We start from the raw sequence: 21,408 nt of genomic DNA on the forward strand, positions 1-21,408 counted from the left end.
TACGCTGACGCTAACGCGCTCTACAAGGCTGATGCTTCAGGTGCCTACTTGCCCCAGGTCGCCTTCCTGATCCGCCCCTTGCCGCCGCATTTCTTGCAGGGCTCGGGATAGATCTTCCGTCCCGGCTCGCCCGGCTGCTTCACCTCCGGAAAGCCTGTCCCGTTACACGCGTCACACTTCTCTTCATTGGAAATAAGGTGCTTCACCATCAACCGTCCCGGATTGAAGAATCAGAACCCCGCGGGCGCGGACTTCTGCCACCTATCGAATACGAACGGCGGCGGGTTGTGGTTTCAGGTGCATGGCTGCCCTGCGTAGCGACGCAGCAGACAGATCGGGGGAACGACAACGGCACCATCGCCGTTGTCGGCTTCTTATTGACGGCACCTCACTTCGCCTTGAGCGCCTTCTCGTGGCTCTCGAGTGCGGATGCCATCAGCTTCGGCAGTTGCGCGGCATAGACCTCGATGAAGGTGGCATCGCCGCAGGCCTCCGGATCGCGCGCGGCCTGCTCGGCGACGCGCGCGGCCTTGGCTTCGCATTTCGCGAACATGTGCCAGAACCAGTCCGGGCTCTTGCCGAGCGCCGGCCTGTGCTTCTTGATGACGGCGGCGCCGACCGCGCTCATCGCGTTGACGACGCCGGCGCCCAGCGTGCTGATGGCCCGCGCGTTCAGGATATCCTCGCGCGATTGCGCGGTAGCGTTGCTTGCGGTCGCTCGTCCTTTGGCCGGCATGCTCAAGCTCCTTGTCGATCCCTGGTCCGTCCTGTGCGGCGGACAAAAGCATCGGCCGGGGAGGTTGAGGAAGGCTCAAGGGGCATGGTTGAAAACCGCTATGGATTTCATTCCGGTTTTAGGCGCTTCCGAGCGATCGGGCCTGGAGGGGATTTTGACCTCCCCTCCGCCGTGGAATCCGTCAGCGACCGTTACCCATTGGCACCGTAGCGGTGGATCAGCTGGTCGGCGACGTCGTCGAGATTATCTCCGACCATCTGCGGCTGCGGACCGACGCCAAGCACATCGTTGCCGGGCCGCTTGATCAGCGCGGCCTCCCAGCCGGCGGCGACTGCGCCGAGCGTATCCCAGGTGTGGCAGGCGATCAGGCAGAACTCCGACGGCTTGGCGCCGAGCTGCTGCTCGACATAGCCGTAGGCCTGCCGCGACGGCTTGTGATGCTTGACGCCGTCGGCGGAAAAGCGCCGCTCGAACAGATCGACGATGCCGCCGTTGGTCAGCTGCCGCGTCTGCACTTCCAGCAGATTGTCGGTCAGCGTAAACAGCCGAAAGCCCGCCGCGCGCAGCTTGCGCAGCGCCGCCGGCACTTCCGCATGCGGCGGCATGGTGGAGAATTTCTCGGTCAGCTCCCTCTTGTCTGAATCAACGATCCTGATGCCGCGGGTGTCGGCCAGCATCTTCATCACGGCCGCGCCGATGTCGGTGAAGGGCACGTAGCAGCCTGCCACCGTGAGCGAGGCCGAGTACATGATGAAGTTCGCGAACCACAGCCGCATCGCGCTCTTGTCACCAAAGATGCGCGCGAACACCGGCTCCATGGTCTCGAGGTCGAGCAGCGTTTCGTTGACGTCGAATACGATCAGAGGAAGCGCCATTCTGGTCTCCATTTGCTTGGGTTTGGTCTCGCCTTTCCTTGGAGCATGATCTCTTCGGAAAACCGCTACGCACTTTTCCGGATCATGCTTCCCTGTCCTTGATCCGGCTGCGATGCGCGGCCTGCTTGGCGCGATTGCCGCAGACCGCCATGCTGCACCACCGGCGCGCACGCGCACGCGTGTGATCGGCAAACATCAGCGTGCAGGCAGGGCCTTCGCACGCCTTGATGTCGGAAAAGCTTTCCTCGCAGACGACCTTGGCCATCGCCTCGCCGATCGGCAGCAGCAATGTTTCGGCCGAGCGCCAGCGCCGCGTCCGCTCCAGCGCGAAGCCGTCATGATCGTCGTGACGATGCGCCACGATCCTGCTGAACGCCTGATCGCTTTCGAGCAGCCGGTTCAACGGCTCCAACTCCTTAAGCGCCCGCGGCGTCAGCGGCCGGCCCATATGCTTGCGGACGAAGCCGCGGAACCATTCGCGCAGATCGCGCGCCTGACCGGCGACGCGGTCGAACTCGCCCGGCGCCGCACGCGCCTTCAGCTCGTCGAGCACATCCGACGGCACCAGCTTCGCCTGTGCGAGCCACCGCAGCAGGCCGTCGCCATCGGCGATCCAGTCGACCGGCGTATCGACCGGGGTCGCGATCGAATTGATGAAATCGAGGCCCAGGCTATCGGCGATGAACATCGCGGGCGGGTGGGGTTGCACGGCGGCACTCTCCTGGACGGCTTTCTCTGAACTCGGCTCGGAATAACCTGCTTAATGGACGTTGACAAGTTACGAACATTGAGCCACAAGCGACGTAACCTGTCAATTTGGATTTTACTGGTTACTACTAAAACAAGGGAGCTCAGGATGTCGAACAAGGATGTCAGCGTGGTGCTTGCCCATGGCGCGTGGGCGGACGGGTCGAGCTGGGCGCGGGTGATCACGGCGCTCGACGCCGAGGGCATCACCGCCGTGGCGGCACCGCTGCCGCTGACGTCGCTCGCCGACGATGTCGCCGCGCTGAACCGCACGCTGGACCGCGTCGAGGGACCGGTCGTGCTGGCGGGCCATGCTTACGCCGGCGCTGTGATCGCCGAGACCCGCTCGCCGCGCGTCAAGGCGCTGGTCTATGTCGCGGCGCTGGCGCCGGACGAGGGCGAGACGGTGGCTGACGTGTTCTATCGCGCACCGCCGCATCCGTTCGCGCCAAAACTCGCGCCCGATGCCAACGGCCTGATCTGGTTGCCTGAGTCCGCTTTCGCATCGGCCTTCGCGCAGGGCGCGCGGGCCGATGATCTCGCGGTGCTCGCCGCCGTGCAGCGGCCGATCTCGCCGGCCTGCATCACGGTGCCGGTCGGCCGTCCCAACTGGAAGGACGTCCCGAGCTGGTTCCTGGTCGCCGAGGACGACCGGATGATCGCGCCCGAGACCCAGCGCAGCATGGCCGCGCGGATGAAGGCCGCCGTGCGTTCACATGCCGTCGATCACACCCCGATCGTGACGGCGCCAAAGCTCGTCGCCGACATCATCCGGGAAGCGATCTACGGCGTTACAGAGCACTGACGTCTTTGATCAAAGGACAGGAGCGCTGCCATGCAGGAGAAACATTTATCGGCCGACCGGCTCGGCGCGTTTTCCGATGCGGTGATCGCCGTCATCATCACGGTGATGGTGCTGGAGCTGAAAGCGCCGGACGGCTCGCGGTTCGCCGACCTGCTGCCGCTGTGGCCGACCGCGATCAGCTACGCGGCGAGCTATCTGTTCATCGCGGTGATCTGGGTCAATCATCACCATCTGCTGCATCTGGTGCGGCAACCGACGCCGCGGTTGATCTGGCTGAACTTCGTCCATTTGTTCGCAGTCTCGCTGCTGCCGTTCGCGACCGCCTGGGTCGCACGCTCGCACATGGCCGCGGCGCCGGTGGTGGTCTATGCGGTGATCTTCCTCCTCATTGACCTCGCCTATCTCGCCTTCGAGCGCGCGGTGCTGGCACAGGCGGATCAGAGCATGATGCCCCAGCAGGTGCGGACATGGACCCAGCGCCGCACGCTGCTCGCGCTGCTGGTGTTCGCGGCCGGCGCCGCCATCGCCCCCTTCGTGCCGCTGCTCGGCTTCGCCACCGTGTGCTGTGCGCTGCTGCTCTACCTCAGACCCGAGGCGATCAGCGGGTTTGCGAAGCAGACCAAATCCTAACCCGCCAACCACACCACCACATCGCGACCACAAGGAGTGACAGATGTCCGATATCAATTACCGCACGGCCGATGTAGACGGCTTCAAGGTGTTCTATCGCGAGGCCGGTTCGCCGGGCGCGCCAAAACTGCTGCTACTGCACGGTTTCCCGAGCGCGGGACACATGTTCCGCGATCTGATCCCGTTGCTCGCGGACAAGTTCCACATCGTGGCGCCCGACCTGCCCGGCTTCGGCCAGTCCGACATGCCGCCGCGCGAGACGTTCAGCTACACCTTCGACAACATCGCCGGCGTGATCGACCGCTTCACCGAGGTGATCGGCTTCGATCGCTTCGCGGTCTATGTGTTCGACTATGGCGCGCCGACCGGCTTCCGCCTCGCGCTCAAGCATCCGGAGCGGATCACCGCGATTATCTCGCAGAACGGCAACGCCTATGAGGAAGGCCTCAGCGACGGCTGGACTCCGATCAAGGCCTATTGGCAGGACCCCTCGCAGGCGAACCGCGACGCGCTGCGCGCCTTCCTGACGCCGGAGACCACGCGCTGGCAGTACACTCACGGCACATCGGATCCGGCGGCGATATCACCTGACGGCCAGAACCTCGACAATTACTACATGGCACGGCCCGGCGCGCATGACGTGCAGCTCGATCTGTTCGGCGACTACAAGAGCAACGTCGCGCTCTACCCGGCCTTCCAGTCCTACTTCCGCACCCATCAGCCGCCGTTCCTCGCGGTGTGGGGCAAGAACGATCCGTTCTTCCTGCCGCCGGGCGCCGAGGCGTTCAAGCGCGACAATCCGAAGGCGGTGGTCAAATTCCTCGACACCGGCCACTTCGCGCTGGAAACCCATGCCGCCGAGATCGCGCAAGCCATCCGCGAGTTCCTGAGCCGCTGACATCGCGCGCCGATCACCCCAGGGAATGCACATGACCAGATCCGTCGCCATCGTGACCGGCGCAAGCTCCGGCATCGGACGTGCCACCGCGCTGCGGCTCGCGCGGGATTTTTCTGCCATCGTCCTCGTCGCGCGCAGTGGTGAGAAGCTGCGCGAGGTCGCTCAGGAGATCGAATCCAGCGGCAGCTCGCCGCTGGTGCTCGATCTCGACCTGGCCTCGCCGGCGGCCGCCGACGACGCCGTCAAGGCCGCGCTGGATCGCTTCGGCCGCATCGACGCGCTGGTCAATGTTGCGGGCTCAGTACCCGGGCTCGATCTGTTCGAGATGACCGACCAGCAGTGGGATGCGGGCCTCGCGCTCAAGTTCCATGGCGCCAGGCGGCTGACGATGCACGCCTGGGACGCGCTGAAGGCATCGCAAGGCGCCGTGATCTTTACCTCAGGCAATGCCGCAATATTGCCGCGCGCCGGCGCGGCTGCGGTGGGTGCGATCAACGCTGCGATCGAGGCGCTGGCAAAGGCATTCGCCGAGCGCGGCATCGACGACGGCGTGCAGGTGAACTGCGTGTCGCCGGGCGCCATCATGACCGGACGCCGCCTTGCGATGCTGGAGAAATCAGCGACAGCCAGGCAGGTCGACATCGACACCGCCAAGGCAGGCTTCCTCAAGCAGGCTGGCATCAAGCGCTTCGGTTCGCCGGAAGAAATCGCCGACCTCGTCGCGTTCGCCGTGTCGCCGCCGGCGCGCTGGATGACCGGTACCGTGCTTCGCATGGATGGCGGCGAGATCAGGACCGTGTGAGACAGCACTCGACGCGTGAGAGCAAATGCGTGATCCTCGCAGCCTCGACTGACATCCAAGCGAGGTCACGCCAATGCCAACCTATACCTGCACCAGTGCGCAAGGCCGCCTCAGCGCGGAACAGAAGGGCCGGATCGCGGGCGAGATCACCCGGATCCACGCCGAGGTGACGGGCGCGCCGAGCTATTTCGCACAGGTGATCTTCAACGAGGTCACGCCCGGCAACTGGTTCATGGGTGGCGTCCCGGTCGCGCATGACCACATCTTCGTCTACGGCCATATCCGCGCCGGCCGCGCCGCCGTCGACAAGACGCGAATGATCAAACTGATGGCGGACGCGGTCGGAGCCGCCGCCGGTGTCGACAGCAAGCGCGCGGTGTGGGTCTATCTCAACGAGTTGCAGCCGCGGCAGATGATCGAGTTCGGCCATGTGCTGCCCGAGCCCGGCGACGAGCCGGCCTGGACCGACGCTCTGCCGGAAACGGATCGCGTTTTCATGCAGTCGATCACCGGGCGGCGTTGAAGCGCTACGCCCCCGTGACGCGCCAGATCACGTTGCCGACATCGTCGGCCACCAGCAGCGAACCGTCGGGGCCGAGCGCGACGCCGACCGGGCGGCCGTACGACACCTTCTCGTCGGGCGCGAGGAAACCCGACAGGATGTCGCGCGCCGGCCCCGAAGGACGGCCGTTCGTAAACGGCACAAACACCACCTTGTAGCCCGACAGCGTCGAGCGATTCCACGAGCCGTGCTGGCCGATCACCATGCCGTCGGGGAAACCCGGCAGCCTGCCCGCCGGCATCCAGCACAGCCCGAGCGAGGCGGTGTGGCCGCCGAGCGCGTAGTCCGGCTGGATCGCCTTGGCGACCATCGCCGGATCCTGCGGCACGCGATCGTCCACCGTCTTGCCCCAATAGCAATAGGGCCAGCCATAGAAGCCGCCGTCGCGCACCGAAGTGAGATAGTCCGGCGGCGTCTCGTCACCGATGCCGTCGCGCTCATTGACGACGGTCCACAGCACATTGGTGGTCGGCTCCCAGGCGAGCCCGACCGGGTTGCGCAGGCCGCCGGCGAAGTTGCGGCTGGTGCCGGCTGCGAGATCGAGCTCATAGATCGCGGCCCGGCCCTCCTCGACCTTCATGCCGTTCTCGGCGATGTTGCTGAGCGAGCCGACGCCGGCATAAAGCTTCTTGCCGTCGGCGCTCGGCAGCAGGCTGCGCGTCCAGTGTCCGTCGGGCTTGAAGGTGACGAGCTTGCGTCCCTCAACCGTGATGCGGTCCGCACCCGCGGTGTAGGGAAACGCGACCACGCCGTCGGTGTTGCCGACATAGAAGGTGTCGCCGATCAGCGCCATGCCGAACGGCTGGCGCAACCCTTCCATGAAGGCACCGCGGCTTTCGGCGACGCCGTCGCCATCGCGGTCGCGCAGCAGCGTGATGCGGTTGGCGCTGACGCCGAGCGCGGCGGCGCGGCGCATCGTCGCCTGCATCGCATAGTGGAAGACGCTGCGCGGGGTGCCTGCGATTTGCGTTGCCTCCGCGATCAGGACATCGCCGTTCGGCAGCACGTTGATCCAGCGCGGATGATCGAGCCCGGCGGCGAAGGCGTTAACCTTGAGCCCTGCCGCTGCGGTCGGAAGCTGGCCCTTGTCCCAGCCGCGCGCCGTCGGCATCTTCAGCGTCGGGATCGCGCCCTGCGACTTCGCCGCCGGAATCTGCGGCGCGCTGCCCCAGGCCGGTGCGGGCTCGGCGCCCTGCATCCGCCGCCACGCCACGGCGCCGGCCCCGATCGCCGCGACGACGCGGGCAAAAACTCCAGACGTGCTCATCAACTTCCCCTGTTATTCGCGCCCCGTTATTGCGCCCTGCCGGGCGGCCGCGGCCCGCAGCAGCATTCGCATAATGCCGGCGCTGATGACAGTAGTTATACGATCTTCGCATCCGCCATCGAATCGGGGAGACTGGCCATACGCTCCCTTGTCAGAGCGTTTTCCTCCCTGAGACCTTGCCCGCCCCGGTCGGCGGGCTTCCTTTTACGAAGCGCCAGGCTTTTCGAAGCACTGCGGGCCCGGCCGGCTGCGGGGCGTTATAGCCGGAAACGCATAGCGGCCCAGCACCGGATGCATTGGACCGGGCACAGCGACGGCGCAACCGGGCTGGCAACCGGACACATATGACGCCGCAGCGATGCGGCTTACTTCACCATCGCCCCATAGACGATGTCCTGCACGTTCTCGCGATAATATTTGCGCAGCTCGCCGGGCGCTGCGGTTCCAACCACCACGACGAGGCGCTCCTTCGGATCGCAGAAGAACTGCGTGCCGTAGGCGCCGTTCCAGGTGAACTCGCCGGGATTGCCCGGCACCGACGCCAGCCCCTCGCTGGTCCGCACCGCGACCGCCAGCCCGAAGCCGAAGCCACCGCGATGCGGCTCGACCGCGGCGACGTTGTTCTTGATCTCCGGCCCGAGATGGTTCGACGTCATGAGGTGCACAGTCTGGGGGCTGAGGATGCGCTTGCCGTCGAGCTCGCCGCCATTGAGCAGCATCTGTCCGAAGCGGACATAGTCGCCGACGGTCGCGAACGAGCAGGCGCCGCCGCAGTCGAACTTGGTCGGCGCGTCGAGCAGCTTGATGGCTTGCGGCTTGCCGGAGAGCGGATCGTTGGGGAACGGATGCGCCAGACGCGTGCGCTGGGCGTCGGTCGGGTGGAACGTCGCGTCCTTCATGCTGAGCGGCTTCCAGACATTGACTGAGAGATAGTCGCCGAGCCGCTGGCCGGAGACCTTCTCGACAACGGCACCGAGCACGTCGATCGAGAAGCCGTATTCGAACTCGGTGCCGGGCTGGTGCACCAGAGGCAGCTTGGTGATGCGGTCGATGAAGGCCTGAGTGTCGCCTTCGACCGCCGGCGCCGCGCCGTCCGGATAGAGCCGCGCCAGCGCGCTCGAGCTGTCCGGCCGGCCGCCATACATCAGGCCCGAGGTGTGGCGATAGAGATCGTGGATGAAGATCGGCCGGGCCTGCGGCTCCATCGTCAGCGAACCGTCGGCCTGCTGTACGCCCACCTTCATGTCGGCAAACCCCGGATAGAACTCGGCGACCTTGGCCTGCAGCGGCAGGCGGCCCTGCTCCATCAGCGTCAACCCGGCCACCGCCGCCATCGGCTTGGTCATCGAGGCCAGCGCGAACACGGCATCGATCGGCATCGGCGTGCCCTTGACCGGGTCGAGCTGGCCGTAGGCCTTGTAGTGCACGAGCTTGCCGTCGCGTGCGATCGCCACCACGGCACCGGGCACGCGCTTGGCCGCGATCTCGCGCGCGAAGAAGTCATCGAGCCGCGCCAGTCCCTGATCCGAGAAACCGGCCTGATGCGCCGAAGCTTCCGGCAGCGGCGGCGCGGCATGGGCGATGTTGACGGCAAGACATGTGGCGGCGACAGCCGCGGCAATGGCGATTTTTCTCATTGTTTCCTCACCGGGGACCGCGGGCGGTTGTTATGTGGTTCGCGGCCCGCGCTGGCAGGATTAGATCACGCCGGCAAGGGCGACAAGGCGTCGCGGCGCGCGGCGGTGTCACCGGGGCGCATGTCTGCGCCAGCGAAGAACGGCTCGACCTCGTGCTCGAACGTCTTCAGCGCGGCACCGATCGCCTGGTGCATGTCGAGATACTTGTAGGAGCCGAGCCGGCCGCCGAAGATGACGTTCGGATGCGATGCCGTCATGGCGTGATAGGACGTCAGCATGGCGCGGTCGGCTGCGGTGTTGATCGGATAATACGGCTCGTCGGTGCGGCCAGCGAAGCGGGAATATTCGCGGTAGATCGTGGTCCGCGCCCCGGCATGCGCGCGCTCCGGATGCAGATGCCTGAACTCGTGGATGCGGGTGAACGGCACCTCGGCGTCGGCATAGTTGATGACGGCGGCGCCCTGGAAATCAGCGACGTCATGGACCTCGCGCGCGAAGTCGACGGTGCGCCAGCCGAGATGGCCGCAGGCATAGCCGAAGAAGCGGTCGATCGGGCCGGTATAGATCACGAGCTGGCGCGGGTTGATGCGGTCGGCGACGTCGAAATAGTCGACACCGAGTTGCACCGCGATCCTGGGATGATCGAGCATCCGACGGAAGATCGCAGTGTAGCCATCGAGCGGCATGCCCTCGTAGCGGTCGGCGAAGTAGCGATCGTCGAAGGTGAAGCGCACCGGCAGGCGGCCGATGATGTCGGCCGAGAGCTCGCGCGGATCGGTCTGCCACTGCTTCTGCGTATAGCCGCGGATCAAGAGATCGTAGAGCGTGCGGCCAACCGAGGCGATCGCCTTGTCCTCGAGATTGCCGATCCCGGAGGCACCATGAGCTGCTGCCTCAGCCGCGATCACGGCTCGCGCCTGGTCCGGCGACATGATGCGGCCGAACGCGGCGCACACCGTTGCAAGGTTGATCGGCATCGAATAGACGCGACCGTTCGCCACCGTGAAGACGCGGTGGCGGTAGCCGGTGAACTCGGTAAAGCGGTGCAGATAGCGCCAGACGGTCTCGGAATTGGTGTGGAAGATATGCGTGCCGTAGCGATGCACCTCGACGCCGCTGTCGGAATCGACCTCCGAATAGGCGTTGCCGCCGATATGCGGCCGGCGGTCGAGCACGCAGACGGAGCGGCCGAGCCTGCTCGCCACCTGCTCGGCGATCACGGCGCCGAAGAAGCCGGCACCCACCACGACGACGTCGAAGCTCTCAAGCTGCATGTGGCCCCCGCTCCCCGCGCGGGCCCGGGCAGTAGCCCGCCGCGACATCCCGACGGAGCTTCAACGGCGCTGCGGCCGACTTCCGGCGAAGATTTTGGTTAAGGCCGCGATAATTTCGTGCCCGGAACAGCGGGGTCGGCCGTTCAACTGACATCATGCGAGGCGCTGGGTTTATCCGCGCGCGCAACAACAGCATCATGCGCGGGGGCCCGATGTCCGTAATCTGCGTCCTGTATTCCAGCAACACGACCTATGATTCGCTGCGCGGCATTCTCTCGATGGCGGCCGCCGAGCTCGACCGGCTCGGGCATGAGGTCAAGATGCTCGACCTGCTGGCGCCGGATTTCTCGGCCCGGCTCAATGCGCTGCTGCCGCGAAAAACCGAGACGATGGCGCTCGGCTTCTCCGGCATCGGGCTCGACATCCACACCAAGGACGGCAAACTGTTCTGGGACGTCGCCCAGATCCCCGTCTTCACCTGGTTCTGCGACCACCCCTGCTATTTTGCCAAGCGGCACGGGCTTGAGAGCCGCTATACCGCGCATGGCTACGTGTTCCCCGACCACGCCGCGTTCAACCGCGATCATCTGGGCGCAAACGGCGCCGTGTTCGCGACCCATATGGGCATCCCCGATCCCGGCTTCTTCGGCGGCCTGCCGCCCGAGAAGCGCAACGGCCGGCTGATCTTCGCCAAGTCCGGCTGGAATCCGCTGGCGCTCGAGCGCGGCTGGCGCAAGACGATGCCGCCCAAGCTGTTCGCGCTGCTGTTCGACGCAATCGCCGAGGCGCGCGGCAAGACCTGCGGCGCGTTTCCAAAGATCATCGTCGATGTCGCCGAGCGGCATCTCGTCTATCTGAAGCCGGGCGGCGACCTGTTCAACGTGATCCTGACCCGGCTCGACAACTACACAAGAGGCGTGCGCACCCGCGAGGTGGGCGCGGTGCTCGCCGACTATCCGGTCGATTTCATCGGCGGCGGCTGGAGCGATCTCGACGTCAGCGGGCGTCCGGCCCGCGTGCTCGGCGCGATGACCTTCGATGCGATGCGCGAGGGCCTCGGCAGCCATCTCGCCGCGGTCTCGCTCAATCCCAATATCGACCTGTCGGTGCACGACCGGGTGTTCTTCGCGCTCGGCGCCGGCACCGTGCCGGTGTTCGACGCCAACCGCTTCTCGACCGCGGAGATGCCGCATCTCGCCCGCTACAGCTTCGGCCAGGACACGACGAGCGTCGCTGCCGCCGTCGAGGCCCTGCTGGCCGATCCCGCCGCCGCCCAGGCGGCGACCGCAGCCACCATGAGCGAACTCTATCCGCGCTTCTCGATGCAGCGGTCGGTGCAGGATATCCACGAGATCACGATGTCGATCGCGGGCGCCGCCGGCGCCAATCTGTTGCCGGCCGAGCCGGTGCCGGCAGGCGTCTGGACACCGAAGCAGGCGGCCTGATCGCACCGCCATTTCCGTGGCCGCCTCGCGCCGGCTGCGCTACCGTGGGCCCGTCACCTTCGATCGGGTCCAGCATGAACCGCCGCGCGTTTGTCTCGGGACTGGCCATCGCCGCGGCGCTCGCGGGCTTTGCCGCGACACCGGCCGCAGCCGACGGCAAGCGGGTGGCGCTGGTGATCGGCAACGGCGCCTACAGAAGCGTGCCGGCACTGTCCAATCCGCCGACTGATGCCGGCGATATCGCCGCCGCGCTGAAGCGCCTCGGCTTCGCCGTCACCCTGATCACCAACGGAAGCTTCGACGAGATGCGGCGCGGCCTGATCGCGTTCGGGCGCAATGCCGCCGGGGCCGACATGGCCGCGGTGTATTTCGCCGGCCACGGCATGGAGATCAACGGCGACAACTGGCTGATCCCTGTCGATGCCGAGCTGAAGCGCGATACCGATGCCGCCAATGAAGCGATCAGCCTGCAAAGCGTAATGCTGCAAGTCTCCAACACTGGAAGCCTCGGCCTCGTCATCCTCGATGCCTGCCGCAACAACCCATTCGCGGCGAAGATGAGCCGCTCGCTCGCGACCCGCGCCGCCGCAAGCAATGGGCTCGGCCGCATCGAGCCGGTCGGCAACGTGCTGGTCGCCTACGCCGCGCGCGACGGCACCACCGCGCTCGACGGCAACGGCCACAACAGCCCGTTCGCCGCAGCGCTGTTGCGCAACATCGAGGCGCCGGGCGTCGAGGTCACCTTCATGTTCCGTAACGTCCGCGACGACGTGATGGAGGCGACGCGCAACGAGCAGCAGCCCTTCGTCTACGGCTCGCTGTCGCGCAAGGCGATCTATCTGGCAGCACCGCCGGCCGACGCAACGGCGCCGAAGCAGGCGAACGCGACACCGGCGGCCGCGGCTCCCGCCTTGTCGGCGCCACCAGCGACCGCGGCCGGCCCCATCGATCCCGCGCTGGTCGGCACCTGGGAAATCATGGTGGCGGCCAGCCGCGGCCAGTCGCGCTGGATCTGGCAGATCATGACCGACGGCACCTACAAATTCCACGCCGAGCCCTTCCGCTCGGCGCAATCACATGAAGGCACCGTCACCTTCGCCAACGGCCGCTGGACGCTGCACGCGCTGAAGGGACTGCGGAACTACAGCGATGCCGGCTCCTACGAAATCCACGACAGCACCGCCGTGATCACCGGCAAACTCGGCACCGGCTATTGGAAACGCAGCGTGGAGTGAGGGGCAAAGCGCGATGATGCGCCGCAAGCTTCGCCACCCGTTCATAAATCCAGTTGCCCCGTCGCCGGATAGACCACCGTGCCATCGCTCTGCACGACGGCGCCTTCGGTGAGGCGGGCGGGTTCGAGGCGGCCTTCCCCCATGATGTGGACGACGGTCTCGCCCGACGCCATGAGATAGTCGGCGACGATGCGGCGGTGGCAGCGCCACCACACGGCTTCCGAGCACATGATTGCGCAGCGCAGCCGGTGGCCCTCGTCGCGCAGATGCTGCAGGCTCGCGTGAAATTGCGGCGACAGCGCATAATCCGCGTAGTTGTGGAAGCTCTCGTTGCTCCAGAACCCATTGACTGAAGGCGGCACGCCTCGCGCCTTGCCGCGCAGCCCGCCGAGATCGGCCAGATGCTCATACGAGATGCCCGCGGCCGCCAGCGGATCGGGGAGCGCGTCCCTGTTGAACTGCGGATTGGTCCGCGACCTCGGCACCGTTCTGATGTCGACGACACGGTCGATCTTGGCCGCGGTGAGGAGGACGATGAAGTCCTCGAGACTGCGGTTGGAATGGCCGACCGTGAAGAACGGAAGCGCCGCGCTTTTGCTAGTCATGATGGAGCGCGCTGCCCTTGTGCGCCGCGACGTGATCGGTCTTGTCGCTCTTGATCTCGTATTGCGGATCGGCGTCCGAGGCACGGTGCGTGTGCCCCTTGTAATCGAAATCGCTGGTATGAACCGCGATGATGGTGCCCGAGACGCGGCCGGCCTCGGAATTCCATCTGACGTGATCGCCGACCTTGAATCGTCTGGCCATCTCGCAACCTCCGGCTTGGTTCGAGCACGGCAGGTTCTGGCGATTGGGCGCGACCAACTCCAGCAACCTGACCGGCACAGCATAGCCGGTCTCGTGGCAATCGGCGAAGCCGATACCGATTCCCAAGGCGCGAACCGCCGTGGAAGGCGACGGCGCCTTGCGAATCCCGGCTACAGGGGCTTCATCAGGTCAGCGGCGGTTGCGCCTTCCGGGGCGATGTAGATCGCAAGCAATGTCGCCGGAACGGTCGCGCTCGGATTGCGCGAGACTCGATGGACGGCGCCGGCCGGCTCCCACCAGGCGTCGCCCGCCTTGTAGGTCTGCTCCGGTCCCTCGCCGACTTGCGAGGAGATCGAGCCTGAGACGACGAACGCCATCACGCCATTGGCGTGAGCATGCGCCGGCGATCCGGTGCCGGGCGGATAATGGACTTCCACAAGACTGATCTCGCGCCTGGGATCGCCAGGTAGCACCTGCTTGATCACCTCGCGCCGGGTCGACGCGGAATTTTGCGCTTGCGCTGCCGCGTCCGCGCCGTAGGCCGCTGCGATCGCCGCGAACAGGGATAAGAGCGATGCGCGGTTGACGTCCCGTCTGGTCAAGTGTGCCATGACGATGACTGCGAGGACACCGGCGAAACGCCCGCGGGGCCTGATCCGCGGCCACCGCACGCCGCTGTACCGGCAGATCTACGAGCGCTTCCGGCAGGCGATCGCAACCGGTCAGCTCCGCCCGGCGACCGGCTGCCGTCGGTGCGCGACCTCGCCCGCGAGTTTGCAACCGCGCGCGGCACCGTGGACGCGGCCTTCGCCATGCTCGCACGCGAAGGCTACGTCGCGAGCCGCGGGCCGGCAGGCACGATCGTCTCGCCCGAACTGAACACTGCGGCAGCGACGGTGCCCGGCGATCGCCCCAATGCGTCGCGCGCCCGGCCGCAGGCGCGCGCCGAGCCGAAGCATCTTCAACTGGGATTGCCGGCGCTCGACCTGTTTCCGCGCAAGGCCTGGGCGAACATCGTTGCCCGCGAAGCCCGCCGGATCTCGTCCGCCGAGATGACATATCCGGATCCGGCCGGCCTGCAGCCCTTGCGCCAGGAGGTCGCCGCCTATCTCGCATCCTCGCGCGGGATCGCCTGCCAATGGCAGCAGATCGTGATCACCAGCGGTTTTCAGGACGGGCTCGATCTGGCGCTCCGGGTGCTGCTTCGGCGCAATGACCGGGCCTGGATCGAGGACCCGTACTTCCCGCCAGTTCGCGCCGCGCTGGACATGGCGGGCGCGAGGCTCATTCCGGTTCGCGCCGATGCGGACGGGATGCGGGTCACTGACGGCATCAGGCAAGCGCCGAAGGCCCGCATCGTCGTGGTCACGCCATCGCATCAATCTCCGCTGGGGGCTGCACTGTCGCTGCCGCGGCGGCTGGCACTGCTCGGCTGGGCCAACACCGCCGACGCCTATGTGATCGAGGACGATTACGACAGCGAATTCCGCTTCGTCGGCCGCCCGCTGCCGGCGCTGAAGAGCCTCGATCGGGAGCAGCGCGTGATCTATGCGGGAAGCTTCAGCAAGACGCTGTTTCCCGGCTTGCGGCTCGGCTATCTGGTGCTGCCCGACCAATTGCTCGGACAATTCGTCGAAGCCAGCGCAACGCGGACCGCGGGACATGGCCTGTTCGAGCAACGCGTCGTCGCGGCCTTCATGGCCGAGGGACAGTTCGCGCGGCACCTGAAGCGCATGCGCAAGCTCTATGCCGCACGCCGCGCCGCCCTGGTCGATGCGCTCGAGGCCGAATTCGGCGAGCAGATTACGATCGCGCTCAAGCCGGGCGGCATGCATCTCGTCGTTCAGTTCACAGGAGGCGTGCGCGACGTCGCGCTGGCGGAGCTTGCGAAAGCCGCCGGCTTCGGCGCCGAGGCGCTGTCGGCACGAACCATCACGCATCAATCCGTCGAGGCGCTGCTGATCGGCTTCACGAACGTGGCCGAACCGGATGCTCCGGCGGTCGCGCGGCGACTGCGGCACGAGCTCCAGCCAGGTCTGAAAACGCGGCCGGGGCGGCTGACCCTGCGCTGCGGTTGATCTCTTCCCTGCAAGCGGCGAGCAGGGCTGGTCAAAGCGGCTGGGAAGTGGGAAGCCAGTTCACTCGGAAAAAAATCCGAAACTCGCATGCCATTGAAATTGCTATTGGATTTCTCAAACTGCGAATAGTCATCCCAGAGCCGGCCAGAGTTCACGCACGGCCAAACTCGTCATGGCGGGAGGGGCATTTCAGAAGAAGGTTCAAACATTTAGGCCGTGAAGAGGCTCGTTTTCTTCGGATCGTCGCAGCCTTGAGTTCAAATCGTCGTGCGAACCTTGCGGACGTCAACCTAAGGGCCACCTGATGCGACGAATGTGAAGGACCCTACATCGGGACCGGCCTCCCGCCCTAGGCTCGATCGAGCCAGCCGGTCATGAAGGGACAAAAACGCTGATTGAAAAACAATGAGCTTCCTTCCGGGCTGAAACTTACAGCAAGCGCAGAACGATGCGTAAAGAATGTCACGATTTCATTTGGTTGACGGTCCAAATTGAGCATCCCTATGGTTGTGCGGCCAAGGAGTCGCATCTAGCGTCGGCGCCAGCCGGATTTTGATGCAAGCCCCCTAAGGACGATTTCCCGCGACGCGGCCTGACGGCTGCGCCGCCCATGCGGCTCCTTTCGGAGTCGCCAGACCTGGAGACGACTGCAATGTCTACCTCTGCATCCCCGAAACTCGCAGAATCGACCGCCGTCAACGAAGCCATCAAGGCGCGGATGGCGCCGAAGCAGGCGACGCAGGCCGCGCCGGTCGACATCACCGCCAATCCGGTGGCCAAGATCGTCTTCAATCCCGAAGCCGCGCCGGAAGAGCGCAGCCGCCAGATCGGCACCCTGCTCTCGCCCGACCTTGCCGAGGAGTGCAAGGCGTCGATCAAGCAGCTCGAGGCCTACAAGGAATATCTGGCGCAGCAACGCACGCTGATGCAGCGCAAGCTGATCGAGCTGTCGTCGACGACCGTGTTTGCCAAGATGAAGCAGACCTTTGCGGACATGAACAAGGGCGTTCTCGACTTCCGCGAGATGATACATCCGCTGGTCGACAATCTCGATGCCCTCTACACGCTGCGCACCGCCGGCGACAATGTCGTGCTGGATACCTTCGCGGAGATCGAGGACGATCGCAAGCGCGAGGCCGATTGGGACCGCCGCACGTCGGGAGTCGAATCCGAAGCGCGGCAGATCACCTCCGACAAGGAGATGCTCGAGCGCGACATCGCCAAGCTGAAGACGCAGACCGGCCTGTTCGGCGGCATCAAGAAATCCGCACAGGCCGAAATCGCCGCCAAGGAGCTCCTGATCGCCAAGCGGATCGATGACCTCAAGACCTGCCGCGACAAGGCGCAGGCGATCATCGTGGAGAAGGCCGAGCGCGACGCCAAGCAGGGCAAGTTCAAGGCCGAGAAGGACCAGGTCCGCAAGATGCTCGACATTTCGGGTCCCGAGCACGTCAAGCGCGTCGAGGGCATCATCAAGGCGGCGCTCGATTACATCGACAAGTCGCAGGTCACGGTCTCGGAGCTGCGCGACGAACTCGGAGGGATCGAGGGGCAAGCCGACAAGCTGGTCAAGATCAATTCGCAGATGATCACGGTGGTCGCGATTCTCGACAAGGGCATCGACCTCGCCTCCGCGGCGAACAAGGACAAGGTGCAGGCGCTGTCGACCGCAAAAGAGGGCGAGGACACGCTTGCCCGTCTCGAGCGCGAGCGCAAGAAGAACGATTTCGAGCGTCACGTCACCGCTCTACTCGACAGCGGGCGCGGCACCAAGAAGACCGTGGCCGATCTCGAGAAGGATGCGGTCGACGCCAACACCTTCCACGACGCCCTCGGCAAGCAGAACGTCAACCTGCGTGAACTGTCCAGCGACGGCATCGCGAGTGTCGCCACCAGCCTGAACACCACCATTCAGGCGCTCAACAACTCGGCGCTCAATGAGGCCTCGGAGAGCGTGCGCGACTCGATGCGGGCAATGAATGCGGTGACCGACGACGTCGCCAACAAGGAGGTCATCCGCCAGGCGCTGCAGGTCGACGAGCAATCGAAGCGGATCATGGAGAAGGTCGAGTCGATGTCGAACATCGCCGAATCGCTGCAGGCCGCCAACAAGCTGCGCGAAGACGGCCTCTCCAACATCCAGAGCCGGCTCGGCGAGCTCAGCGACGTCACCGCCACCGTCCGTGCGCGGCTGCAGGAGAGCATCGGCATGGACGCCAAGGATCCCGGCGCGTCGGCCGCTGCCGCGGCGCCGAAACCGGTCGACGACAAGGAGATCACGTTCGGGCAGATCTGAGCTTGTTTCCCGGACCGGCACTGCCGGTCCGGGCCTTCCCGCGTGCAGCCTGACCGATGGACATCCCCATGGCCGACAATTTTCTGATCACCGGCAGCGACAAGCTCGCCAGCCGGAAGAACTTCAAGCTGGTTGGCCGCGCGGAGAAGTTCGAGGAGCTGTGCACCATCCTGACGCGGATGGAAGCCAACAGCGTGATCGTCTCCGGTCCGAGCGGCGTCGGCATCACCACGCTGGCGCTGGCGCTGCAGGCGCGCAAGGCCGATCCCGACGCGCCGTTCGACATCGTCAACAAGCGGCTGTTCTGGCTCGACACCGACGGCCTGTTCGGGCTCGGCGACAACGACGCGATCGTCAAGCAGTTCAAGGCGATATTTGCCATCCTGAACCGCACCCCCGATAGCGTTCTGATCGTCGAGGACACGCTCGATCTGATCGATGCGCTGCGCAACAGCGGGCTAATGCACATCGTCAACGCGCTGACGGCGATGGTGAAGGCGAAGAAGACGCAGGTCTTCCTCGAGGTGCGCGAGGCCGACCTGACGCAGGTCCTCAAGTGCCATTCCGACTTCCGCGATCACTTCACGCTGATGGATCTGACCGAGCCGGTCGGCGCCGAGCTCGAGGAGATCGCGCTGCATGGCGCCAGGGATCTCGAGGAGAACTACGAGGTCCGGATCGATCCGGCGGCGGTCAAGGCCGCCATCGACATGTCGAGCAAGTATCGTTCGCTCGACACCGGCCTGACCGCGGCGCAGCCGGCGCGCACCCGCACCCTGCTCGACCGCGGCATGGCGCGCTATCTGTTGCGGGCGCATTCGACCCCGCCGCTGCTCGCGGAGCTGGAGGCGGAGCTCGCGCGTCTCGTGGCCGGCGGGCCGGCTTCCGGAAATGAGGAAAAAGCCGCTGCCGTGCGCGCCGCGATCGCGCGCCACAAGGCCGAGTTCGCCGAATACCAGGCCAGGATCAAGGGCTACTACGCGGCGCAACGCGAGGGCGAGAAGTCGATCGCGCACATGGAGGCCCAGCTGCGCACCCTCGAGGAAGAAGAAAAGAAGCGGCACCTCGACGAGCCCGCCGGCAAGGCCTCGGCGAGCGATGCCGACTTCGATCTGATCGCCAGGGCGTCCGGCTATGCGACGCCCGAGATACTCCAGCTGCGCGGCGACATCGCACGGACCCAGGCGGCCGTCGACGAAAATCGGGTGAAATACAAGGCTGTCACCAGGGAGATCAACGATCGGCTGCTGTTCACCGCAGCGATGGTGATCGATGAATTTTCGCTGATCTCCGGCATCGACGCCTCCAAGCTCAAGCAGAACGACGCCGTCAAGCTGCTCAATCTCCACGGCGCGCTGAAGCGGCGCGTGTTCGGTCAGGACGCGGTGCTCGATCACGTCGATCGTGCCGTCAAGGTCTGGCGGCGGGGACGGCGCACCGACAGGCCGCTGCCGTTCCTGTTCTGCGGCGCCAGCGGCGTCGGCAAGACCGAGGTCGCCAAGGGGTTGGCGGAGGCGTTGTTCGACACCGACAAGGCGTTGAACCGCTACGACATGGGCGAGTTCATGGAGAAGAACGACGTCACCAAGCTGATCGGCGCGCCTCCGGGCTATGACGGCTTCGCTGCCGGCGGCGAGATGACCAATTCGGTGCGGGCCAATCCGTATCAGGTCATGCTGTGGGACGAGATCGAGAAGGCTCATCCCGACATCTTCAACATCTGCCTCAACATCCTCGACGACGGGCGCTGCCGCGACAATCTGGGCCGCAAGGTCGAGTTCGGCGACGTAGTGATGCCGATGACCACCAACATCGGCGCGGATCATGCGCTGCGGGTCGGCACCGGTCCCGGCGATTTGACCCAGGAAGAGGCCTACGAGCTCACCATCCGCGACCTGAAGAAGGCGTTCCGGACGGAATTCCTGAACCGCTTCGAGGGACGCGAGAACATCATCCTGTTCCACAAGCTCAACATGGACACGATCGAGAAGATCGTGTTCCGCGAGATCTCACGCATCAACGCCTTTTACGCGGCGCAATCGATCGAGGTGCGCTTCCCCGAGGCGCAGCTGCGGGAGTTCTGCGACAAGACCTATTCGCCCGAGATCGGCGCGCGCGGCCTGCCGGGCCGCATCAAGCGCATCGAGGCCATGATCGTCGAGAAGACGATGGCGGACGGCGCCTTCGGCGGCACGCTCGACATCGGCTTCGATGCCACGAGCCGTAACTTCACGTCGAGCTGGATCCCCCATGACAGAAAAGCCGCATAACGACGCCGATGCGTTGCTGGACGGCATCGACAAGACGCTGTCCGACTTCAAGACCAAGGCCTATGAGGCCAAGAAGTCCTATGACCAGTCGGATCTCGGACGCGCCCACCGGGAGCTGAGCATGCTCGGCCGGTTCTGGTCGCAGTTCGTGCGTTCGTGCGGGTGGATCTACCTGACATTGATCGCGCCGGTCACCTGGCGGCTCTATCGCTTCGTGCGATGGGCGTTCGCGCGCTACCGCGCGCTTTGGGCGCGCTGCGTCTACACCAAGGACGCCTATGGCGATCCGCAATTCAGCAAGGCGCGCGGCGGAATGACGATCCTCGCGACGATCGTCGCCTGCTACCTCATCTACGGCGCAGCAACGGTCGCGGCGACCTTGCCGTGGTACCTTGCCACGGTGCGGCACGACGAGCAGCTGTACCTCTCCAACTCGCAGAACCTCTCAAGCTCGCAAACCGACGGCCTGGAGACCCACGAGGTCTACGGCTGCGAGACGCTGCCCTGCACCGATCAGAACACGGTGACGTTCCGGGTACGCTCGACCTGGTTCAACGAGATCTGGAGCGTGCTCCATCATGGTGCGCTGTTCTATCCCGGCTACGTCGCAGCCGCGGTCAGCCCGGTGCTGAACCGCTGCATCATCACCTCCTACGGCATCCGCAGGAAATTCCTGGTGCGGACCTGGGAACTCTATCCCGACCTCGTGCAGGTCGAATGCATGCCGACCGACGCCGGTGGAGGCAAGGACGGCAAGGTGATCGACAACAAGGACTATCGCTAGGGCCGCATCAATCGACAGGCAAGCTTGGCTCGCCACCGACCTTGAAGAACCTTCCTTCAAAGGTGAGCCCTGCCAAAATATCGCAAAACAACCCCATGCAAAGGTGCAGGCGGCCGACGCCGCTCGAAGCCCCGCTTGACACGTCGGGCAACTCAGCAGCATAATTCCATTATTCCGAAATCATGTAACCACGCGTCGTCCCGACTTGGCGAGCCCGCCCGCTTGCGATCACCGTAACACCGTTGCTGCCTCGCCGGGGC

At 65.3% G+C, this 21,408-nt stretch carries 21 protein-coding genes; 11 read left to right on the top strand and 10 right to left on the bottom strand.

From position 1 onward, the window contains the following. Nucleotides 1-44: 44 nt before the first annotated feature. The 4 genes from BraRD5C2_RS28430 to BraRD5C2_RS28445 all read right to left on the bottom strand — a co-directional run bounded on the left by BraRD5C2_RS28430 (nucleotide 45) and on the right by BraRD5C2_RS28445 (nucleotide 2,299). Nucleotides 45-209, bottom strand: a complete 165-nt coding sequence (locus BraRD5C2_RS28430; protein ID WP_223974327.1) for a hypothetical protein — start codon at nucleotides 207-209, stop codon at nucleotides 45-47. Nucleotides 210-388: 179 nt separating this feature from the next. Next, the gene (locus BraRD5C2_RS28435; protein ID WP_223974328.1) at nucleotides 389-736 is read right to left on the bottom strand and encodes a hypothetical protein; all 348 of its coding nucleotides are present in this window, start codon (nucleotides 734-736) and stop codon (nucleotides 389-391) included. A gap of 191 nt (nucleotides 737-927) precedes the next feature. Next, on the bottom strand, nucleotides 928-1,611 hold the full coding sequence (locus tag BraRD5C2_RS28440; protein WP_223974329.1) for a haloacid dehalogenase type II: 684 nt from the start codon (nucleotides 1,609-1,611) through the stop codon (nucleotides 928-930). 82 nt (nucleotides 1,612-1,693) lie between these two features. Next, complete coding sequence (locus BraRD5C2_RS28445) at nucleotides 1,694-2,299, bottom strand: CGNR zinc finger domain-containing protein (protein ID WP_223974437.1); 606 nt, start codon at nucleotides 2,297-2,299, stop codon at nucleotides 1,694-1,696. A gap of 168 nt (nucleotides 2,300-2,467) precedes the next feature. On the opposite strand from BraRD5C2_RS28445, the gene BraRD5C2_RS28450 reads away from it, so the two are divergent. The 5 genes from BraRD5C2_RS28450 to BraRD5C2_RS28470 all read left to right on the top strand — a co-directional run bounded on the left by BraRD5C2_RS28450 (nucleotide 2,468) and on the right by BraRD5C2_RS28470 (nucleotide 6,016). After that, a complete protein-coding gene (locus BraRD5C2_RS28450) occupies nucleotides 2,468-3,163 on the top strand; it encodes an alpha/beta fold hydrolase (protein WP_223974330.1) in 696 nt (231 codons plus the stop codon). A 30-nt stretch (nucleotides 3,164-3,193) separates the two neighbouring features. Beyond that, nucleotides 3,194-3,793, top strand: a complete 600-nt coding sequence (locus BraRD5C2_RS28455; RefSeq protein ID WP_223974331.1) for a TMEM175 family protein — start codon at nucleotides 3,194-3,196, stop codon at nucleotides 3,791-3,793. Between the two features lie 43 nt (nucleotides 3,794-3,836). Then, complete coding sequence (locus BraRD5C2_RS28460; protein ID WP_223974332.1) at nucleotides 3,837-4,691, top strand: alpha/beta fold hydrolase; 855 nt, start codon at nucleotides 3,837-3,839, stop codon at nucleotides 4,689-4,691. Between the two features lie 31 nt (nucleotides 4,692-4,722). Further along, nucleotides 4,723-5,493, top strand: a complete 771-nt coding sequence (locus tag BraRD5C2_RS28465) for an SDR family oxidoreductase (RefSeq protein ID WP_223974333.1) — start codon at nucleotides 4,723-4,725, stop codon at nucleotides 5,491-5,493. A 73-nt stretch (nucleotides 5,494-5,566) separates the two neighbouring features. Further along, nucleotides 5,567-6,016: a tautomerase family protein gene (locus BraRD5C2_RS28470; RefSeq protein ID WP_223974335.1), complete on the top strand. Its 450-nt coding sequence runs from the start codon at nucleotides 5,567-5,569 to the stop codon at nucleotides 6,014-6,016. Nucleotides 6,017-6,020: 4 nt separating this feature from the next. Here the strand turns inward: BraRD5C2_RS28470 and BraRD5C2_RS28475 are convergent, their stop codons facing one another. From BraRD5C2_RS28475 to glf, 3 genes are all read right to left on the bottom strand, one after another. Next, a complete protein-coding gene (locus BraRD5C2_RS28475; protein WP_223974337.1) occupies nucleotides 6,021-7,322 on the bottom strand; it encodes a PQQ-dependent sugar dehydrogenase in 1,302 nt (433 codons plus the stop codon). A 365-nt stretch (nucleotides 7,323-7,687) separates the two neighbouring features. Continuing rightward, complete coding sequence (locus tag BraRD5C2_RS28480; protein ID WP_223974339.1) at nucleotides 7,688-8,959, bottom strand: serine hydrolase domain-containing protein; 1,272 nt, start codon at nucleotides 8,957-8,959, stop codon at nucleotides 7,688-7,690. 65 nt (nucleotides 8,960-9,024) lie between these two features. Further along, entirely contained in the window at nucleotides 9,025-10,233 is a 1,209-nt protein-coding gene (gene glf / locus BraRD5C2_RS28485; protein ID WP_223974341.1) for a UDP-galactopyranose mutase, read from the bottom strand. Nucleotides 10,234-10,445: 212 nt separating this feature from the next. Between glf and BraRD5C2_RS28490 the strand changes: the two genes are divergently transcribed. After that, the gene (locus BraRD5C2_RS28490) at nucleotides 10,446-11,678 is read left to right on the top strand and encodes a hypothetical protein (protein ID WP_223974343.1); all 1,233 of its coding nucleotides are present in this window, start codon (nucleotides 10,446-10,448) and stop codon (nucleotides 11,676-11,678) included. 74 nt (nucleotides 11,679-11,752) lie between these two features. Then, nucleotides 11,753-12,913: a caspase family protein gene (locus tag BraRD5C2_RS28495; RefSeq protein ID WP_223974344.1), complete on the top strand. Its 1,161-nt coding sequence runs from the start codon at nucleotides 11,753-11,755 to the stop codon at nucleotides 12,911-12,913. Nucleotides 12,914-12,954: 41 nt separating this feature from the next. On the opposite strand, the gene BraRD5C2_RS28500 is transcribed toward BraRD5C2_RS28495, so the two are convergent. The 3 genes from BraRD5C2_RS28500 to BraRD5C2_RS28510 all read right to left on the bottom strand — a co-directional run bounded on the left by BraRD5C2_RS28500 (nucleotide 12,955) and on the right by BraRD5C2_RS28510 (nucleotide 14,331). Next, nucleotides 12,955-13,518 carry a DUF488 domain-containing protein gene (locus tag BraRD5C2_RS28500; RefSeq protein ID WP_223974345.1) on the bottom strand — a complete coding sequence of 188 codons (564 nt, stop codon included), beginning with the start codon at nucleotides 13,516-13,518 and terminating at the stop codon, nucleotides 12,955-12,957. After that, complete coding sequence (locus tag BraRD5C2_RS28505; RefSeq protein ID WP_223974346.1) at nucleotides 13,511-13,720, bottom strand: hypervirulence associated TUDOR domain-containing protein; 210 nt, start codon at nucleotides 13,718-13,720, stop codon at nucleotides 13,511-13,513. The genes BraRD5C2_RS28500 and BraRD5C2_RS28505 overlap by 8 nt, the downstream gene beginning before the upstream one ends. 170 nt (nucleotides 13,721-13,890) lie before the next feature. Next, nucleotides 13,891-14,331 (bottom strand): cupin domain-containing protein, encoded by a 441-nt coding sequence (locus tag BraRD5C2_RS28510; protein WP_223974347.1) that lies wholly within the window; start codon nucleotides 14,329-14,331, stop codon nucleotides 13,891-13,893. On the opposite strand from BraRD5C2_RS28510, the gene pdxR reads away from it, so the two are divergent. The 4 genes from pdxR (at nucleotide 14,323) to BraRD5C2_RS28530 (ending at nucleotide 21,148) form a co-directional block, all read left to right on the top strand. After that, a complete protein-coding gene (gene pdxR / locus BraRD5C2_RS28515) occupies nucleotides 14,323-15,798 on the top strand; it encodes a MocR-like pyridoxine biosynthesis transcription factor PdxR (RefSeq protein ID WP_223974348.1) in 1,476 nt (491 codons plus the stop codon). The genes BraRD5C2_RS28510 and pdxR overlap by 9 nt on opposite strands. Before the next feature lie 652 nt (nucleotides 15,799-16,450). Then, nucleotides 16,451-18,094, top strand: coding sequence for a hypothetical protein (locus BraRD5C2_RS28520; protein ID WP_223974349.1), 1,644 nt, complete (start codon nucleotides 16,451-16,453; stop codon nucleotides 18,092-18,094). A 68-nt stretch (nucleotides 18,095-18,162) separates the two neighbouring features. Beyond that, nucleotides 18,163-20,364, top strand: coding sequence for an AAA family ATPase (locus tag BraRD5C2_RS28525; protein ID WP_223974351.1), 2,202 nt, complete (start codon nucleotides 18,163-18,165; stop codon nucleotides 20,362-20,364). Continuing rightward, the gene (locus BraRD5C2_RS28530; protein ID WP_223974353.1) at nucleotides 20,345-21,148 is read left to right on the top strand and encodes a hypothetical protein; all 804 of its coding nucleotides are present in this window, start codon (nucleotides 20,345-20,347) and stop codon (nucleotides 21,146-21,148) included. The genes BraRD5C2_RS28525 and BraRD5C2_RS28530 overlap by 20 nt, the downstream gene beginning before the upstream one ends. Nucleotides 21,149-21,408: the final 260 nt, after the last annotated feature.

Source organism: Bradyrhizobium sp. RD5-C2, assembly GCF_019972155.1.
Classification (GTDB): domain Bacteria; phylum Pseudomonadota; class Alphaproteobacteria; order Rhizobiales; family Xanthobacteraceae; genus Bradyrhizobium.

Bases quoted from the DNA above. Each gene is read 5' to 3' on its own strand.
- BraRD5C2_RS28430 (WP_223974327.1), bottom strand. From the start codon at position 209: ATGGTGAAGCACCTTATTTCCAATGAAGAGAAGTGTGACGCGTGTAAC.
- BraRD5C2_RS28435 (WP_223974328.1), bottom strand. From the start codon at position 736: ATGCCGGCCAAAGGACGAGCGACCGCAAGCAACGCTACCGCGCAATCG.
- BraRD5C2_RS28440 (WP_223974329.1), bottom strand. From the start codon at position 1,611: ATGGCGCTTCCTCTGATCGTATTCGACGTCAACGAAACGCTGCTCGAC.
- BraRD5C2_RS28445 (WP_223974437.1), bottom strand. From the start codon at position 2,299: ATGTTCATCGCCGATAGCCTGGGCCTCGATTTCATCAATTCGATCGCG.
- BraRD5C2_RS28450 (WP_223974330.1), top strand. From the start codon at position 2,468: ATGTCGAACAAGGATGTCAGCGTGGTGCTTGCCCATGGCGCGTGGGCG.
- BraRD5C2_RS28455 (WP_223974331.1), top strand. From the start codon at position 3,194: ATGCAGGAGAAACATTTATCGGCCGACCGGCTCGGCGCGTTTTCCGAT.
- BraRD5C2_RS28460 (WP_223974332.1), top strand. From the start codon at position 3,837: ATGTCCGATATCAATTACCGCACGGCCGATGTAGACGGCTTCAAGGTG.
- BraRD5C2_RS28465 (WP_223974333.1), top strand. From the start codon at position 4,723: ATGACCAGATCCGTCGCCATCGTGACCGGCGCAAGCTCCGGCATCGGA.
- BraRD5C2_RS28470 (WP_223974335.1), top strand. From the start codon at position 5,567: ATGCCAACCTATACCTGCACCAGTGCGCAAGGCCGCCTCAGCGCGGAA.
- BraRD5C2_RS28475 (WP_223974337.1), bottom strand. From the start codon at position 7,322: ATGAGCACGTCTGGAGTTTTTGCCCGCGTCGTCGCGGCGATCGGGGCC.
- BraRD5C2_RS28480 (WP_223974339.1), bottom strand. From the start codon at position 8,959: ATGAGAAAAATCGCCATTGCCGCGGCTGTCGCCGCCACATGTCTTGCC.
- glf (WP_223974341.1), bottom strand. From the start codon at position 10,233: ATGCAGCTTGAGAGCTTCGACGTCGTCGTGGTGGGTGCCGGCTTCTTC.
- BraRD5C2_RS28490 (WP_223974343.1), top strand. From the start codon at position 10,446: ATGTCCGTAATCTGCGTCCTGTATTCCAGCAACACGACCTATGATTCG.
- BraRD5C2_RS28495 (WP_223974344.1), top strand. From the start codon at position 11,753: ATGAACCGCCGCGCGTTTGTCTCGGGACTGGCCATCGCCGCGGCGCTC.
- BraRD5C2_RS28500 (WP_223974345.1), bottom strand. From the start codon at position 13,518: ATGACTAGCAAAAGCGCGGCGCTTCCGTTCTTCACGGTCGGCCATTCC.
- BraRD5C2_RS28505 (WP_223974346.1), bottom strand. From the start codon at position 13,720: ATGGCCAGACGATTCAAGGTCGGCGATCACGTCAGATGGAATTCCGAG.
- BraRD5C2_RS28510 (WP_223974347.1), bottom strand. From the start codon at position 14,331: ATGGCACACTTGACCAGACGGGACGTCAACCGCGCATCGCTCTTATCC.
- BraRD5C2_RS28520 (WP_223974349.1), top strand. From the start codon at position 16,451: ATGTCTACCTCTGCATCCCCGAAACTCGCAGAATCGACCGCCGTCAAC.
- BraRD5C2_RS28525 (WP_223974351.1), top strand. From the start codon at position 18,163: ATGGCCGACAATTTTCTGATCACCGGCAGCGACAAGCTCGCCAGCCGG.
- BraRD5C2_RS28530 (WP_223974353.1), top strand. From the start codon at position 20,345: ATGACAGAAAAGCCGCATAACGACGCCGATGCGTTGCTGGACGGCATC.